We start from the raw sequence: 15,401 nt of genomic DNA, 5'->3' as shown, positions 1-15,401 counted from the left end.
CATGCACCGCAGCCGCGTCTTCGCCCTCCTCATCGACACCCCCGCCACCGAAGCCGACGCCGCGACGGCCTTCTGGTCCGCCGCCCTGGGCGCCACGGCCCGCCCGCTGCCCGCGGAGGAGCAGTTCATCTCCCTCCACGGCGCAGTGCCGGGCCTGGCCGTGGCCGTGCAGGCCATCCAGGACGGCGAACCCCGCTTCCACCTCGACATCGAGAGCGACGACGTCGAGGCGGAGACACAGCGGCTGATCGGCCTCGGGGCCGTGGAGGTGTCGCGGTGGCTGGAGTGCCGCGTCCTGCGTGCGCCGGGCGGTCACCTGATGTGCGTGCTGCCCTTGGAGAGCGACCCCGCCGTGTTCGAGGCGGAGGCCAAGACCTGGCCCTGAGCCCCGCCGGCCCTGGCGCAGCGCTCGTAGACGGCTCGGGTGGGAGCGGGGGTCGTGGCGTGGAGGACGTCGCGGGTCAGGGTGTCCGCGAACTCGTACATGCTGCCCCGCACCACCAGCGTCCCCCTCGCCAGAGCCCGCTCGCACAGCCCGGCCACCTCCTGCGGCGCCAGCGCGAGCACCTCGCCGAGGACCACGGGATCGAACGGCCCGCCGATCACGCTCGCCGCCCGCAACGCCCGCATCACCGGCTCGCCCAGCCCCCGCAACCGCCCGAGCACGACCGCCCGCACCGCCTCAGAGACCAGCCGGCCCACTACCTCCGACCCACTCACCGCCACCGGCTCGCCCAGCGTCTCCAACCCACCCACCGCCACCGGCTCGCCCGCCGGCACCGGCTTGCCCACCGCCACCGGCTTGCCCGCCGGCACCCGCTTGCCCACCGCCACCGGCTCGCCCGTCGCCACCGGTCCGCCCGTCATCGCTGGTGCGCCTGTCGCCTCCGGCCCGCCCGTGTTCACCTGCCGTTCCCGTTCGCCCCTCTGCGCGTCAGCCAGCAGGGCGGCCACGAGCTGCGGCTGCCCTCCCGTACGGCGGTACACCTCCTCCGCCAGCTCTGCGTCCCCCGCCAGCTCCACCACCGCCGCCACCGGCAGCAGCCCCGGGCGCACCACCTCCACCACCCCGCGCAACGCCTCACCCACACCACACTCCCCGGCGAGCGCCGTCGCCACGACCAGCAGCCGCACCCCCGACACTCGCCTGGCCAGGTAGTGCAGAAGCTCCACGGTGGCAGGCCCGGCGGCGTGCAGATCCTCCAGAACCAGCAGCACCGGCTCGCGATCGGCCAGCGCCCGCAGGAACGCGGCCACCGCCTCGAACGCGTACCGGCGCTCCATCGCCCGGCCCCGCACCAGCGACTCCAGCGCCGACGCCCAGTCACCCGCCAGCCTCCGCAGCACGTCCCCGGCCAGGTGGGCGACGCGCGGCCGCAGCGCGTCCACGAACGGCTGCAGGAACAGCGCCCGCTCGATCTCATGACAGCGGGCCCGCAGCACGACCCCGCCCGTCGCGCCCGCCATCCGCTCAGCCTCGGCGGCCAGCCGCGACTTGCCGATCCCCGCCTCGCCGACGATCAGCACCACCCCGGTGCCGCCCGACGCTGCCCGCGCCCAGGCCCCGGAGATCGCCGCCAGCTCCTCCTCCCGCCCCGCGAGCCCGGCCCGTCCAGCAGCTCCACTTCGCCCCGCGACCCCAGCCCGCCCCGCGACCCCAGCCCGCCCCGCGACCCCAGCCCGACCCCCGACCTCAGCCCGACCCCCGACCTCAGCCCGACCCCCGACCCCAGCCGGTCCCGCGACCCCAGCCCTCCTCATGACCCTGCGCTGCTCCGCGTCCCCGCCCTGCTCCGGCACGGCCCGCCTGCCGCCGACACCGGTGTCCCTCTGCGGCGTGCGGTTCCCGAGCTCCTGTGGCCCACCCCATGCCCACACTCCGGCGGCTCCGCCCCACCCCCCTTCCCCAGGCTCCTCCCGCAGAATGGCGAGGTGCACGGCGCGCGTCTCGACCGCCGGATCCGTCCCGAGCTCAGCCGCCAGCCGCCCCCGCAGCCGCTCGTAAGCCAGCAACCCCTTGGCCGGTTCCCCCGCCGCCGCATGCGCCCGCATCAGCAGCCGATACGCCACTTCATCGAACGGATCCGCCCGCACAGCCTCCTCAGCAGCCAGCCGCGCCCGGCCCGGGTCGGCAGCCCGCAACCCCGCGCGGGCGGCGGCGTGGCGGGCGCGCCGGACCAGTCCGCCCGCTTCGTCCCTGGCCGCCGCCACCCACCGCGCGTCCGGCTCGCCGGCCAGCACCAGGCCGTCGTGCAGCAGTTCCACCGCCCGTCCGGCGGCGGCTCCGGCCAGTGCGGGCTCCCCGGCCGCCAGGCAGCCTTCCGCCTCGGCGACCAGGTCGGCGGCCAGGTCGAGGTCGACCCGCACGCCGGGCGCGCCGCCCAGCCGGTAGCCGGTCCTGCCACCGGCCACGATTGCGGTCCCCAGCGCCCCGCGCAGCCGGCTGACCAGCGTGGCCACGTTCTGCACCGGCTGTTTCGGCCCGCCGCCCGGCCACAGCTCCTCGGCGAGACGGTCGGCCGCCAGCACCGCGCCCCGCTCGACGGCGAGCAGCTTCAGCAGCGCCCGCGCCTTGCCGCCGACGGCCCCGCGAGGGTACGGCACCCCGTTCCGCTCGACCGTGAAGGAGCCGGCCAGCCTGATCAACACCCCATGCGCCTCGGTCATCTCACTCCCGGCGTGAAGGCCCCCTGCCCCTGGGGCGTGACACGCCTGTGCCACCGCCGTTCCACGGCCCCGGTGCGGGCAGCTCACGGGCCGGGCCGGTCGGCGTAGCCGACGCCGAGGGTTGACGCGGGGAGACCTGCCTCGCGTCGGCGTAACTCCGTTGACGCTCACACCGGGCCCCGGCGAAGATGCTCATCCTTGGGGGTGCATCGATGACATTCACGTTGAAGGGTCCCGTGCTCGAAGGCAAGCGCGTCCGCCTCGAACCGCTGGGCCACCACCACGCAGGCGACCTCGCCGTGGCCGCCGAGGAGGATCGTGGCGCGTACCGGTTCACCTGGGTGCCGAGGGCGCACGAGGTCGGCGGCTACATCGACGACCTGCTCGCGCGGCAGGCGGAGGGCAGGCTCTCCCCGTACGCGCAGGTGGACAGGGCGTCGGGCCGCGCGGCCGGCGTCACCGCCTACTGGGAGCCGCGCCTGTGGCCGAAGTCGGAAGAGCGGCTGCGCGCGATCGAGATCGGGTTCACCTGGCTGGGCGGGCCGGCGCAGGGCAGCGGGATGAACACGGAGTCGAAGTTCCTGATGTTCGGCCATGCCTTCGAGAGCTGGGGCGTCGCCAGGGTGGACCTGAAGACGGACGCCCGCAACGGGCGTTCGCGGGCCGCGCTGGAGAAGGTGGGCGCGCGCTTCGAGGGGGTGCTGCGCCAGTGGTCGCAGTCGTGGGCGCCGGGGGAGGACGGCTTGCTGCGCGACTCCGCGATGTTCTCGATCATCGCCGAGGAGTGGCCGCAGTGCCGGGAGCGGCTGCTCCGGCTCCTGGAAGGGCGCTCCCGGCAGGCGTAGGCGGGCTCCGGCTCATCGGCAGGAGTCGATGAGCCGGGCGAGGCGCCGCCGCCCATCCCGCCGGCTCTTGGGCGAGGTGCTGAGGCGGTGCTGACGGCCGGTTGGAATGACAATGAGCCCCAACTCCCGAGAGTTGGGGCTCATTGTCATTTGGGTGGACGATACTGGGATTGAACCAGTGACCTCTTCCGTGTCAGGGAAGCGCTCTCCCGCTGAGCTAATCGTCCAATGTTGAGTTGTGAAACTCAGAGCGGAAGACGGGATTCGAACCCGCGACCCTCACCTTGGCAAGGTGATGCTCTACCACTGAGCCACTTCCGCATGGTGCTGCACTTACTTTAGCGGATCCCGAAGGGCCCGCAGATCACCGAGGTGGAGACGGGATTTGAACCCGTGTAGACGGCTTTGCAGGCCGCTGCCTCGCCTCTCGGCCACTCCACCAGGAGTCTTGCTCCGAGCGGAAGACGGGATTCGAACCCGCGACCCTCACCTTGGCAAGGTGATGCTCTACCACTGAGCCACTTCCGCGTGAATCCCCGGCGACCGGCGCCGGGCCACGGGAAAACCATATCGTCTCCGGAGAGTGCCCGTGCGCACCGCGTGGCCCGTCAACCGAAATTCACCCGATCAAGCGCACGTCCTTGGCCATCACGAACATCACCCGGTGCCCGAGCTGAATCTGGTGATAGCGGGCCTTGCCCGTGGTGGTGACGTGCCGGGCGGGCGAGTAGGCGTTGGCGGCGTAGTAGGAGCCGGTGATCGTGTCACCCACCGTGTACGTCTGCCCCGGCCCGATCTTGTACTTGAGCGGCGTCAGCGGCTGGTACGCGGCGCTCTTGTAGGCGGACTTCTCCGGGTACGCCCGCCCGTACACCTTCACCTCGCCCGACAGTGGCGTCACCAGCGGGCCCTTGGCCGCGATGGCGGTCGGGTTCGAGGCCGGGTTGTGGAACCACGCCTTCTGGCCCAGGTACCAGATGGCCGTCCAGTCGCCCTGCCGGGCCGCGACGGCGTAGCGCTGGCCGGTGGAGGCGCGGGCGCTGTGGTCGTACACGCTGTACGTGCTCGGCTTGCCCGGATGCTTGCCCAGGTCCGTGACCAGGGGAGCGGTGTGGCTGGGCGACTTGTGCAGCCAGACGGTGGACGCGCCGTGCGCGGGGCAGGCCTGCGCGGCCTTGGCGGTCACGCAGCCGGTGAAGCGCGGGCGGTTGGACGCGTACGAGGGGCGGATAATGATGGAATCGCCGTCCTTGACCGCCTTGAAGGGCTTGTTCATCAGCTCGAAGTAGTGCTCCCAGTCCCAGTACGGGCCCGGGTCCTCGTGCATGCCGGCGACCGTCTGCGGGGTCGTGCCAGGGACGTTGTCGTGGCCGAGTATGTGGGCGCGGTTGAGCGGGATGTCGTGCTTGGCGGCCAGGTACTTGACCAGTCTGGCCGACGCCCGGTACATCGCCTCCGTGTACCAGGCGCCGCCCTTCGCCAGGTAGCCCTCGTGCTCGATGCCGATCGAGCGGGTGTTGACGTCCCAGTTGCCCGCATGCCAGGCGATGTCATTCGTCGGTACGTGCTGGGCGACATGTCCGTCCCTGGACCGGATCGTGTAGTGCCAGCTCACGTACTTCGGGTTGCGGACCAGGCTGGGGATGCCCTGGTAGGTGCCCTCCGTGTCGTGGATGACGATGTAGTCGACGGAGCGGGCGCGTGCCAGGTGGTCGTGGTTGCCGTAGTCGCGGTTCTTCTTCTTGCCGAAGCGTTTGTAGGCGGCGGGCATCCATTCGCAGGTCAGGGAGGGTGGGCATTCGGCCTGGGTGGAGGGCTGGCCTTTGGGGTCGCTGGACCACAGGGCGTCGGTGTCGGCGCCGGCCAGGAGGTCCGACTCCCCGTCCGGCCAGCCGTCGTCGGTGCTGGGGGAGGGGATGGTCCTGGTGCTGGGTGATGTGCCGGTCCCGGTGTTGGGTGAGGGGCTGGCCGGGGCCTCGGCCGGGGTGGCGGGTGAGGCGTCGTTCGGGGCGTCGGGCTGCGCGCCGCGTGGCGAGGCGGCCGGTGAGGCAGGGGGCGAGGCAGGCGAGGAGGCGGGCGGCGAGGAGGCGGGCGGTGTGGAGGCGGGCGGCGTGGAGGCGGGTAGCGGGACGGCGGGCGGCGTGGAGGCGGGCAGTGGGACGGCCGGTGACATGGCCTGCGTCACGGGTTCGAGCCGCACCAGCTGCCCGTCATCCGTGAGGCGCTCCGCCCCCTCCCGCATCACCGAGAACACCTCGTCCGCGAACGCCCGCGACGCCGCCGGATCGTCGGTCCCCGCATACCGGGCGACGGCACCGTGCCAGTCAGCGGGCTCGGCGCTGGGACGTTCCTGGTAGGAGGCGAGCAGGGCGGCGCCGGCGCGGATGTTCGCGGCCGGGTCCGTCCGAAGCCGGGCGGGGTCCACGCCGATCAGCCGCCCGGCCTCGGGCAGGGTCGTACGGGGCGGCTCCGCCGACGTGCGCAGCGCCGAGCGGGACAGGGCTTCGGTGAGCTCGGCCGGCATCGGCCGGGAGTCGTCTCCCCGTGGATCCCCGAGGGCGTCCCCCATGACGGGCTCTGCGTGCGCGGAGGCGTGGCCGTGGGCGCGTACGTCGGAGGGGAACGCGTCCACCAGGTGCATCGGCCCGTAACCGCCCGCCGTGCTGGGCCGCCCGCCGTTCGCGTCCCACCGGGACTCCAGGTACGCCACCGCGAGCAGCACGCTCTCCGGCACCCCGTACTCACGCGCAGCCGCCGCGAAATCGGCCTGCCGGCCAGTGGCGGCTGTGGCGAGGTCGGCCCGCCTGCCCGAGGAGGCGGCGGCGAGATCCGCCCGCATGCCCGTGTCGGCCGTCGCCAGATCGGCCCGCCACCCCACGGCGGCGAGATCGGCCGGCCCGCCCGAGGCGGAGGCGGCGAGCGGTGGGACGTCGGCGGGTGCGGTGAGAACGCCGGCGGCCACGGCGACGGCGAGCCAGAGTTGCATGAACATCTCCCCAGGAACGTCACGATATGACTACTCACCGTAACCATGCCCAGGAAAGGGATGTGTCAGACGGGTCGGATGATACGCATGAGATCAGCCAGATCCGCAGCGAACTCGGCATCCCAGTCATCAACCCGCAGATGCTCCGCCAGCCGCCGATGCGCCGCCGCGTCCTGCCCCCCGCGCCGCGCCCGCGACTCGTTCGACGCCCCGGAGAAGCGCCCGTTCACCTCGGAGACCGCGAACCCGAGCACGAACGTGCTCACCAGCCGCTCGATCCGTGGCACCTCCGCCTCGGGCACCCCCGCCTCCAGCAGCGCCTGGTAGATCGCGTCCACCACGCGCACCCCGTCCGGTGTGACGGAGGCGCGGAAGAGCAGCAGCGGGAAGACGGCGGGGTGTTCCTTGGCCACCCGGCGCGTCGCCCACGCGACCGAGGCCAGCCGATCCTGCCACGAGCCGCCGGGCCCGGCCGGCGCGAGCTCGGTGAGCAGGCGTCCGACCAGGCCGTCGAGCAGCTCGTCCTTGTTGCGGAAGTAGCCGTAGAGGGCCATGGGCGTCACCCCGATCCGCTCGGCGACGGCCCGCATGGACAGGGCGTCGAGCCCGCGCTCGTCGGCGATCGCGAGGGCGGCGTCGAGGATTTCCGGCTGCCGGGAGGTCTTGAGCTTCCGCACGGGCCGAGTCTACAGTGTAGAGCAGTCTACGTCGTAGACTGAGGAGGATGCGATGGTCATGCTGAGGGCCGAGGGGCTGGTCAAGCGGTACGGGGAGGTGGCCGCGCTCGACGGGTTCGAGCTGCGGGTGGCGTCCGGGGAGATCGTGGGGCTGGTCGGGCACAACGGGGCGGGCAAGACGACGTTCTTCGAGATCGCCGCCGGGCTGATCGCGCCGGACGCCGGGCGCGTGCGGGCCGAGGGGGAGGTCGGGATGGCGCCGCAGCAGCTCGCGCTCTACCCCACGATCACCGTACGGGAGACGCTGCGGCTCTTCGGCGGCCTGGCGGGCATGCGCGGACGGGCCCTGACCCGGGCCGTCGAGGGCACGGCCGGGGAGCTGGCGCTCACCGGCGTGCTCGACCGGCGGGTGGGCGTGCTCTCCGGCGGCCAGCAACGCAGGACGCAGGCTGCCACCGCCCTGCTGGCCGACCCCGGGGTGCTGCTCCTGGACGAGCCCACGGCGGGCGCCGACCCGCAGACGCGGGAGGCGCTGCTGGCGGCCGTGCGGCGGCGGGCGGAGCGGGGTGCCGCCGTCGTCTACTGCACCCACTACCTGCCGGAGCTGACCGAGCTGGCCGCCACCGTCGCCGTCGCCGCGAACGGCCGGGTGATCGCCCGGGGCGCGGGCGCCGACCTGCTCAAGGATCTGCCGGGGGAGGTGCGGGTGAGCGTGGAGGGCGGCCAGGACATCACCGTCGCCACCACCGACCCGACCGCCACCCTGGCCGCCCTGCTACGCGACCTCGACCGTCCGGTACGCGCGATCGACATCCGGCGGCCTTCGCTCGACGACCTGTATCGGGAGCTGTCCCATGACCGTGTCGCGTGACTTCGGCGCGGGCAGGCGCTCGTCCGGCGACCGCGTCTCAGCGGGCCGGCTTCTCTCGGTGCGCAGGGTCGCCGTGCTGGCCGGCCACAACGTGCTGCTCCGCCGCCGGGATCCGGCCCATTTCGTCAGCTACCTCATCATGCCCATGGTGCTCATGCTGATCTTCAAGAGCATGCTCGGCGAGCCCGCCCAGGCGGTGACGGGCCTGCTGGTGATGTTCTCGGTGCTGTCGATGGCCGACGTCGCCACCGCCACCCTCACCGAACGCGCCTGGCGCACCTGGGACCGCCTGCGCGCCACCCGCGCCACGATCCCGGAGATCATGATCGGCAAGGCCGTGCCCGTCTTCGCCGTCCTCGTCGTGCAGCAGGCGGTGCTGCTGGTCTACGGGGTGCTGGCGGTCGGCATGCGCCTGTCGGGTCCGGTCTGGCCGCTCGCGCTGGCCGTGACGGTGTGGAGCTTCACCCTGCTCTGCGTGGGTACGGCCATCGCCGGCGTGGTGCGCAGCCAGGGCGAGCTCAGCACGTTGTGCAACATCGCCGCCCTGTCGGTCAGCGCGCTGGGCGGGGCGCTGGTGCCGTACGCGCTGATGCCCGCCTGGGCGCAGGCCGTCGCGCCCGTTTCGCCCGGTTACTGGGCGACGACGATGCTGCAGGCGGCGGTCCGCGGTGACCTGGCAGGAACGGCGGGTCCGGCAGGGGTGCTCACGTGCCTGGGCCTCACCGCCGGAGCCTTCGCCTGCTGGCGACTGAGCAAATCAGGCGGCAGGACAAGAGCCGCCGTTTGAGCGCAAGCCAGGTTCAAAGCAAGCCGCGCAGCCGTCCACTAGAAGCATTTCCTGCCCGATATCGGGCAGGATGTTGGCGTGTCTCGTTCCAGCGCCGTAGTGTCCTCGTCTGTGTCCACGGCACGGCATCCGTACGAAGATCTCATCGCGCACCTCACGAGGACGAGCCCGCTCGGCCCCGGCGAGGCCGCCCGAGTCGTGGCCGACGTGCTGTCGTACTTCTCGGAGTCCACCGAGGAGTACGTCCGCCGCCGCCACGGCGAGTTGAAGTCCAAGGGCTTCACCAATGACGAGACCTTTCCCCGGATCGCGGCCGAATTACGGAGCCGGCGGGTAGCGGCTCCAGAGCTGTCCCTGCGGCAGCTACGCAGGATCGTTTACGGATAGAGGAGACCTCGATGTGCGGAATCGTGGCCTATGTCGGCCCCAAGGACGCGGCGCCCATCCTGCTGGAGGGCCTGCAGCGGCTGGAGTATCGGGGCTATGACTCGGCCGGGGTCGTGGTGTCCAACAAGGGGCTGAAGGTACGCAAGGTCAAGGGCCGGGTGGCCGATCTGGCCAAGGTGGTGCCGGTCAGGTTCAAGGGCAGCCTCGGCATCGGGCACACCAGGTGGGCGACGCACGGGGTGCCGAGCGACGTCAACGCGCACCCGCACCTGTCCGCCGACGAGCGCATCGCGGTCGTGCACAACGGCATCATCGAGAACGCCGCCGAGCTGCGCGCCAAGCTGGAGGCCGACGGCGTGGTGTTCGCGTCCGAGACCGACACCGAGGTGCTCGCGCACCTGATCGCCGCCGCGGTCGACGAGAACGACTCGCTGGAGGAGGCCGTCAGGAAGACGCTCAAGAGCATCGTGGGCACGTACGGCATCGCGGTGATCGACTCCGAGCGTCCCGGCGAGGTGGTCGTGGCGCGCAACGGCAGCCCGATCGTGCTGGGCATCGGCGAGAAGGAGATGTTCGCCGCCTCCGACGTGGCCGCGCTGGTCCGCTACACCCGCCAGGTGGTGCACCTGGAGGACGGCGAGCTGGCCGTGCTCAAGGCCGACGGCTTCCACACCTTCGCCAGCGACGCCCGCGAGACGGCCAAGGAGCCGCTGACCGTCGACTGGGACGCCGGCCACTACGACACCGGCGGCTACGAGCACTACCTGCTCAAGGAGATCTCCGAGCAGCCCGAGACGATCACCCGCACGATGAGCGGCCGCCTCGACGAGCGCTTCCACGTGGCCCACCTCGGCGGCCTGAACATGGACGCCCGCGAGACCCGGGGCTTCCGCCGGGTGAAGATCATCGGCTGCGGCTCGGCGTACTACTCGGGCCAGATCGGCGCCCAGCTCATCGAGGAGCTGGCGCGCATCCCGGCCGACGCCGAGCCGGCCAGCGAGTTCCGCTATCGCAACCCCGTCGTGGACCCCGACACCCTCTACGTCGCGATCAGCCAGTCCGGCGAGACCTACGACACCCTCGCCGCCGTGCAGGAGCTCAAGCGCAAGGGCGGCCGGGTCATCGGCATCGTCAACGCCGTGGGCAGTGCCATCGCCCGCGAGGTGGACGGCGGCATCTACCTGCACGCGGGGCCCGAGGTCTCGGTCGCCTCGACCAAGGCCTTCACCTCGACGTCGCTGGCGTTCGCGCTGCTCGCGCTGCACCTGGGGCGCGTGCGCGACCTGTCGCCCGCCGACGGGCGGCGCGTCGTGGAGGGCCTGCGCAGGCTGCCCGGCCAGATCGAGCAGATCCTGCAGCAGGGCGACAAGATCGCTGAGCTGGCCAAGAAGTACGCGCACCACCCGAGCATGATGTTCGTCGGACGGGTGCGCGGCTATCCGGTGGCCCGCGAGGGCGCGCAGAAGCTCAAGGAGATCTCGTACGTGCACGCCGAGGCGTACCCGGCCAGCGAGCTCAAGCACGGCCCGCTCGCGCTGATCGGCCCCGACATGCCGACGGTCGCGATCGTGCCCGACGACGAGCTGCTCGACAAGAACCTCACCACCCTCGGCGAGATCCGCGCCCGCGGTGGCCAGGTGCTCATGGTGGGTCACCGCGAGCCGGACGCCAAACTGGCCGACGACGTGATCGTGATCCCCAGGAACGAGATCGAGCTGGACCCGATCCTGCTGACGATCCCGCTGCAGCTGCTGGCGTACCACGCCGCCGTGGCGCTGGGCCGCGATGTGGACAAGCCGCGCAATCTAGCCAAGAGCGTTACGGTCGAATAGCCGACATTAATTCAGCCACAATCTTCCCAAGGTAGTGTTATCTGGCTGGATACGACATAAATTCGATACTGTGCGGCAGTTCGACCACCAGAGGCCTCATCCCGCACGCATGTACGACTACATGCTCGGCGGGAAGGACAACTTCGCGGTCGACCGCCAGGCCATCGACCAGCTCGCCGAGCTGATCCCGGAGGCGGTCCCGCTGGCCCGCGCGAACCGGGCCTTCCTTCAGCGTGCCGTACGGTACGTCGCCCGCGCCGGGGTCGACCAGTTCCTCGACCTCGGCAGCGGGCTGCCCACCCAGGGCAGCGCGCACGAGGTGGCGCCCGAGGCCAAGGTCGTCTACGTCGACCACGACCCCGTCGTCGCCGCGCACGCCACGGCCCTGCTCCGGCACTCGCCGGGCAGGGCCGCCTTCGTCCAGGCGGACCTGCTCGATCCGGGGGACGTGCTGGCCGGGGCGGCGGAGTTCCTCGACCTCGACCGGCCGATCGCGGTGCTGCTGGTCTCGATCCTGCACTTCCTGCCCGACTCGGCCGACCCCCAGCGGGCGGTGGCCGTGCTGCGCGAGCGGGCCGCGCCCGGCAGCCACCTGGTGATCACGCACGCCACGACCATGGCGAACCTGGAGGACGAGGAGCGGGCCAGGTCCCGCGGTTCGTCCGGCAGGGGCGGGACCGACCGGTCGCCGGGACAGATCCGCGCGTTCTTCGGGGACTGGCCGCTGGAGCCGCCCGGGCTCGTGCAGGCCACGGACTGGCGCCCCGACCGGCCCAAGCTGGTAGGGGACTGGTCGCTGCCGTCGTCGCTGATGGCCGGCGTGGGGAAGAAAGTCCGATAGGCGACGAAAAATCGTAAAGAATAGCGATTTTGGTTGTTGACCATGACCCCGGTGTAACGCGTCTTGTAATGGGTTAATAACCTAGAGTAATGGGGGATTCGGGGGAGAAGTACATGCGCCGGCGGCGGTTCCTCGCCTGCGGGTTCGGCGCCCTCGCCTGCGCTGCCGGTTGCGGCACGGAACGGGCGGGTAACGTGCTGCGTACCGGATTCTCGATCAACGCGGCCGGGCAGCGCTGGTCACGCGTCGGACGGGCGTTCGCCGACGCGGCCCGCGCGGCTGGCTTCGCGGCGGCCCTCGGCCCCGCGATCACCGTGAGCGGCCTGCCCGCCCTCGCCGCCGCCGAGCTGAACAACGGCCAGAGCCTGCTCGACACCGGCACCCCGCTCGCCAGGCTGAGCGGCCAGGTCGAGGTGGTGGTCGTGCCCGACCGTTCCCCGCTGCGCGACTTCGACGACTTCGCCGCCCGCCTCCTCGCCAGCCCCGGCCAGGCACTCCTGGCCGGCGGGCCGCAGGGCGAGCCCGACCACCTGCTGTTCGGCCTGATCGCCAGGGCGATCGGCGCGGACGGCAGACGGGTCGACTACACCGGCTACCCCAGGCTGGGCGAGGCCGCCTCCGCGCTGCTGTCCGGCAAGGCGGTGGCCGCCGCGGGCCCGCTGGCCGACTGGCGTACCGCCATCGGACGCGGCCGGGTCAGGGCGCTCGCCGTCTCCTCGGCCCGGCGGGTGCCCGACCTGGAGGTGCCGACGCTGCTGGAGTGCGGCGTCCGGGTGGACTTCGCCGACTGGACGGCCGCGTTCGGCCCCGAGGACATGCCGGACGAGAGCCGCGAGTCGGCCGTGCGCATGTGCGAGGCGGTGATCGCGTCCAGCGAGTGGGAGGCGGCCTGCCTGGCCGCCGGCTGGCTGCCGATCCCGCTGTCCGGCGACGACTTCGCCCGCTGGCTGGACACCGAGCTCGCCCGCACCCGCGCCGTGCTGCGGGATCTCGGCCTGCTCGACACGACCAAAGCCACAACATGCTGGGGCAGTTGCGGGAACGGCCACTAGATGTAGGATCCTGCTCGTCGCTGGTTCGCCTCTCAGGAGGCGGAGCAAAAGGGAACCCGGTGCGATTCCGGGGCTGCCCCGCAGCGGTGAGCGGGAACGACCGCCGTCATTCGCACTGGAGAGATCCGGGAAGCGACGGCCAGTAGGTGCCATCGAGCGTGCCCGCGAGCCCGAAGACCTGCCAGCGGCATGCCGGGCGCTGCCCGGCGTGCAGTGTTCATGGTCTCGAGGGCAGGCCGGAGCGCGCCGCGGCTTCGTGCTGCCGTGCTCTCGCATGCCCTCACGGGGATGAGGAGAGCGAACGTGACGCAGATCGTCGAGATCGACCGCCGCCTGGCCATCGAGGAGGCCGCCGCGCGGGTGATCGCCGACCCGGCCAACTCGCGGGTCGCCGCGCGGCTGCTGGCCGAGGAGATCGCCGACGAGGCGGCCGGGCACGGCGTGCGGTCGTTCTCCGAGTCGATCGCGGCCACCCACGCGGCCGGGCTGATCCAGGACGAGCTCGCCGCGTTCGTCGCCGCGCACGCGGCCGAGCTGGACGCGCTCGTCTCGGAGCAGGCCGACGACCGGTTCGAGTACTTCGGGCTGCGCACGGTCCACGACCGCTACCTGCTGCGCCACCCCGAGACCCGCAAGGTGCTGGAGCGTCCGCAGCACTTCTTCCTGCGCGTCGCCTGCGGCCTGTCGCGGAGCGTCGCCGAGGCCGCCGAGCTGTACGCGCTCATGTCCACGCTGTCGTACCTGCCCAGCTCGCCCACGCTGTTCAACTCCGGCTCGCGCCGCCCGCAGCTCTCGTCCTGCTTCCTGCTCGACTCGCCGCGCGACGAGCTCGAAGGGATCTACGACCGGTACGGGCAGGTGGCCCGGCTGTCCAAGTACGCCGGCGGCATCGGCATCTCCTGGACCCGGGTGCGCTCGCGCGGCTCCCTGATCAGAGGCACGAACGGCCACTCCAACGGCATCGTGCCCTGGCTGCGCACCCTCGACTCGTCCGTGGCCGCCGTCAACCAGGGCGGCCGGCGCAAGGGCGCGGCCTGCGTCTACCTGGAGACCTGGCACGCCGACATCGAGGAGTTCCTGGAGCTGCGGGACAACACCGGCGAGGACGCCCGCCGCACCCACAACCTGAACCTGGCCAACTGGGTGCCCGACGAGTTCATGCGCCGGGTCGAGGCCGACGAGATGTGGTCGCTGTTCGACCCGAAGGAGACGCCTGACCTCACGGACCTGTACGGCGAAACCTTCACCGCGAAATATCGCCAATACGAGGACACCGGGCGACAGGTCAGGCAGATCCCGGCCCGCACCCTGTACGGCCGCATGATGCGTACCCTCGCCCAGACCGGCAACGGCTGGATGACCTTCAAGGACGCCGCCAACCGCACCTCCAACCAGACCGCCCGCCCCGAGAACGTCATCCACCTGTCGAACCTCTGCACCGAGATCCTGGAGGTCACCAGCGACGCCGAGACCGCCGTCTGCAACCTCGGCTCGATCAACCTGGCCGCCCACCTGGCGGAGGGGGACGTCGACTGGGAGCGGCTGCGGCGGACCGTGCGCACCGCCGTACGCTTCCTCGACCGCACCATCGACCTCGGCTTCTACCCGACCCCCGAGGCCGAGGCGGCCAACAAGCGCTGGCGGCCCATCGGGCTCGGCCTGATGGGGCTGGCCGACGTGTTCTTCGCGCTGCGGCTGCCGTTCGACTCGCCGCGGGCGCTGGAGCTGTCCACCAGGATCTCCGAGGAGATCGCGCTGGCCGCGTACGACACCTCGGCCGACCTGGCGGCCGAGCGCGGCCGGCACCCCTCCTACGCCGACACCCGCGCGGCGGGCGGCGTCCTGCACCCGGACCACTACACGGCCCCGACCCCCCGCTGGGACGCGCTGCGCGAGAAGATCGCCCGCACCGGCCTGCGCAACTCCCTCATGATCGCCATCGCGCCCACCGCCACGATCGCCTCCATCGCGGGCTGCTACGAGTGCATCGAGCCGCAGGTGTCCAACGTGTTCAAGCGCGAAACCCTGTCGGGCGAGTTCTTGCAGGTCAACCGCTACCTGGTGGCCGACCTGCAAGCCCGTGGCCTGTGGACGCAGCAGCTTCGCGACGACCTCAAGCGGGCCGACGGCTCGGTGCAGGCGGTGCCCGGCATCCCTGACGACCTCAAACTGCTCTACCGGACGGCCTGGGAGCTGCCGCAGAAGGCGCTCATCGACCTGGCCGCCGCGCGCCAGCCGTACATCGACCAGGCGCAGTCACTCAACCTCTTCATGGCCAGCCCCACCATCGGCAAGCTCTCCTCGATGTACGCCTACGCCTGGAAGCAGGGCCTGAAGACCACGTACTACCTGCGTTCCCGCCCCGCCACCCGCATCGCCCAGACCACGGTCGCCGCCGTCGAAGCGGTCGCCTGCTCACTCGAGAACCCCGAATCCTGCGAAGCCTGCCAGTAAGG

The 15,401-nt window shown here is 71.7% G+C and carries 12 protein-coding genes, 4 tRNA genes and 1 riboswitch; of the genes, 9 read left to right on the top strand and 7 right to left on the bottom strand.

The window, feature by feature from the left end; genetic code table 11:
- Window position 1: 1 nt before the first annotated feature.
- Complete coding sequence (locus FXF51_RS09300; RefSeq protein WP_148433879.1) at window positions 2–385, top strand: VOC family protein; 384 nt, start codon at window positions 2–4, stop codon at window positions 383–385.
- Here the strand turns inward: FXF51_RS09300 and FXF51_RS09295 are convergent.
- Window positions 313–2,667 (bottom strand): AAA family ATPase, encoded by a 2,355-nt coding sequence (locus FXF51_RS09295; protein ID WP_148433878.1) that lies wholly within the window; start codon window positions 2,665–2,667, stop codon window positions 313–315. The two genes, FXF51_RS09300 and FXF51_RS09295, sit on opposite strands and share 73 nt — an antisense overlap.
- A 212-nt stretch (window positions 2,668–2,879) precedes the next feature.
- On the opposite strand from FXF51_RS09295, the gene FXF51_RS09290 reads away from it, so the two are divergent.
- Window positions 2,880–3,512: a GNAT family N-acetyltransferase gene (locus FXF51_RS09290; RefSeq protein ID WP_148433877.1), complete on the top strand. Its 633-nt coding sequence runs from the start codon at window positions 2,880–2,882 to the stop codon at window positions 3,510–3,512.
- A 155-nt stretch (window positions 3,513–3,667) separates the two neighbouring features.
- Here FXF51_RS09290 and FXF51_RS09285 read toward each other — a convergent pair.
- The 6 genes from FXF51_RS09285 to FXF51_RS09250 form a co-directional block, all read right to left on the bottom strand.
- Window positions 3,668–3,739: transfer RNA gene (locus tag FXF51_RS09285), tRNA-Val, on the bottom strand.
- Window positions 3,740–3,761: 22 nt separating this feature from the next.
- A tRNA-Gly gene (locus FXF51_RS09280) sits at window positions 3,762–3,833 on the bottom strand.
- A gap of 49 nt (window positions 3,834–3,882) precedes the next feature.
- A tRNA-Cys gene (locus FXF51_RS09275) sits at window positions 3,883–3,953 on the bottom strand.
- A 15-nt stretch (window positions 3,954–3,968) separates the two neighbouring features.
- Window positions 3,969–4,040 (bottom strand) — tRNA-Gly (locus tag FXF51_RS09270).
- Between the two features lie 91 nt (window positions 4,041–4,131).
- Window positions 4,132–6,498 carry an N-acetylmuramoyl-L-alanine amidase gene (locus tag FXF51_RS62465; RefSeq protein WP_262379374.1) on the bottom strand — a complete coding sequence of 789 codons (2,367 nt, stop codon included), beginning with the start codon at window positions 6,496–6,498 and terminating at the stop codon, window positions 4,132–4,134.
- Window positions 6,499–6,563: 65 nt separating this feature from the next.
- On the bottom strand, window positions 6,564–7,175 hold the full coding sequence (locus tag FXF51_RS09250; protein WP_222871209.1) for a TetR/AcrR family transcriptional regulator: 612 nt from the start codon (window positions 7,173–7,175) through the stop codon (window positions 6,564–6,566).
- Between the two features lie 52 nt (window positions 7,176–7,227).
- Between FXF51_RS09250 and FXF51_RS09245 the strand changes: the two genes are divergently transcribed.
- The 7 genes from FXF51_RS09245 to FXF51_RS09215 all read left to right on the top strand — a co-directional run bounded on the left by FXF51_RS09245 (window position 7,228) and on the right by FXF51_RS09215 (window position 15,399).
- Window positions 7,228–8,046: an ATP-binding cassette domain-containing protein gene (locus tag FXF51_RS09245; RefSeq protein WP_262379373.1), complete on the top strand. Its 819-nt coding sequence runs from the start codon at window positions 7,228–7,230 to the stop codon at window positions 8,044–8,046.
- Window positions 8,030–8,833 (top strand): ABC transporter permease, encoded by an 804-nt coding sequence (locus FXF51_RS09240; protein WP_148433876.1) that lies wholly within the window; start codon window positions 8,030–8,032, stop codon window positions 8,831–8,833. The genes FXF51_RS09245 and FXF51_RS09240 overlap by 17 nt, the downstream gene beginning before the upstream one ends.
- 111 nt (window positions 8,834–8,944) lie before the next feature.
- Complete coding sequence (locus tag FXF51_RS09235) at window positions 8,945–9,220, top strand: hypothetical protein (RefSeq protein ID WP_148433875.1); 276 nt, start codon at window positions 8,945–8,947, stop codon at window positions 9,218–9,220.
- 11 nt (window positions 9,221–9,231) lie between these two features.
- Window positions 9,232–11,052: a glutamine--fructose-6-phosphate transaminase (isomerizing) gene (glmS, locus tag FXF51_RS09230; protein ID WP_148433874.1), complete on the top strand. Its 1,821-nt coding sequence runs from the start codon at window positions 9,232–9,234 to the stop codon at window positions 11,050–11,052.
- A 34-nt stretch (window positions 11,053–11,086) separates the two neighbouring features.
- Window positions 11,087–11,893, top strand: a complete 807-nt coding sequence (locus tag FXF51_RS09225; RefSeq protein ID WP_316247612.1) for an SAM-dependent methyltransferase — start codon at window positions 11,087–11,089, stop codon at window positions 11,891–11,893.
- An 89-nt stretch (window positions 11,894–11,982) separates the two neighbouring features.
- Window positions 11,983–12,945: a Bug family tripartite tricarboxylate transporter substrate binding protein gene (locus tag FXF51_RS09220; RefSeq protein WP_148433872.1), complete on the top strand. Its 963-nt coding sequence runs from the start codon at window positions 11,983–11,985 to the stop codon at window positions 12,943–12,945.
- A 4-nt stretch (window positions 12,946–12,949) separates the two neighbouring features.
- Window positions 12,950–13,146: riboswitch (cobalamin riboswitch) on the top strand.
- A 102-nt stretch (window positions 13,147–13,248) separates the two neighbouring features.
- Complete coding sequence (locus FXF51_RS09215; protein WP_262379371.1) at window positions 13,249–15,399, top strand: ribonucleoside-diphosphate reductase subunit alpha; 2,151 nt, start codon at window positions 13,249–13,251, stop codon at window positions 15,397–15,399.
- Window positions 15,400–15,401: the final 2 nt, after the last annotated feature.

This window comes from Nonomuraea sp. PA05 (assembly GCF_008086045.1).
In the GTDB taxonomy this organism is placed as follows: Bacteria; Actinomycetota; Actinomycetes; order Streptosporangiales; family Streptosporangiaceae; genus Nonomuraea; species Nonomuraea monospora.
Note: the sequence above shows the minus strand (reverse complement) of the source record. Positions and strands in the feature narration are given on the sequence as shown.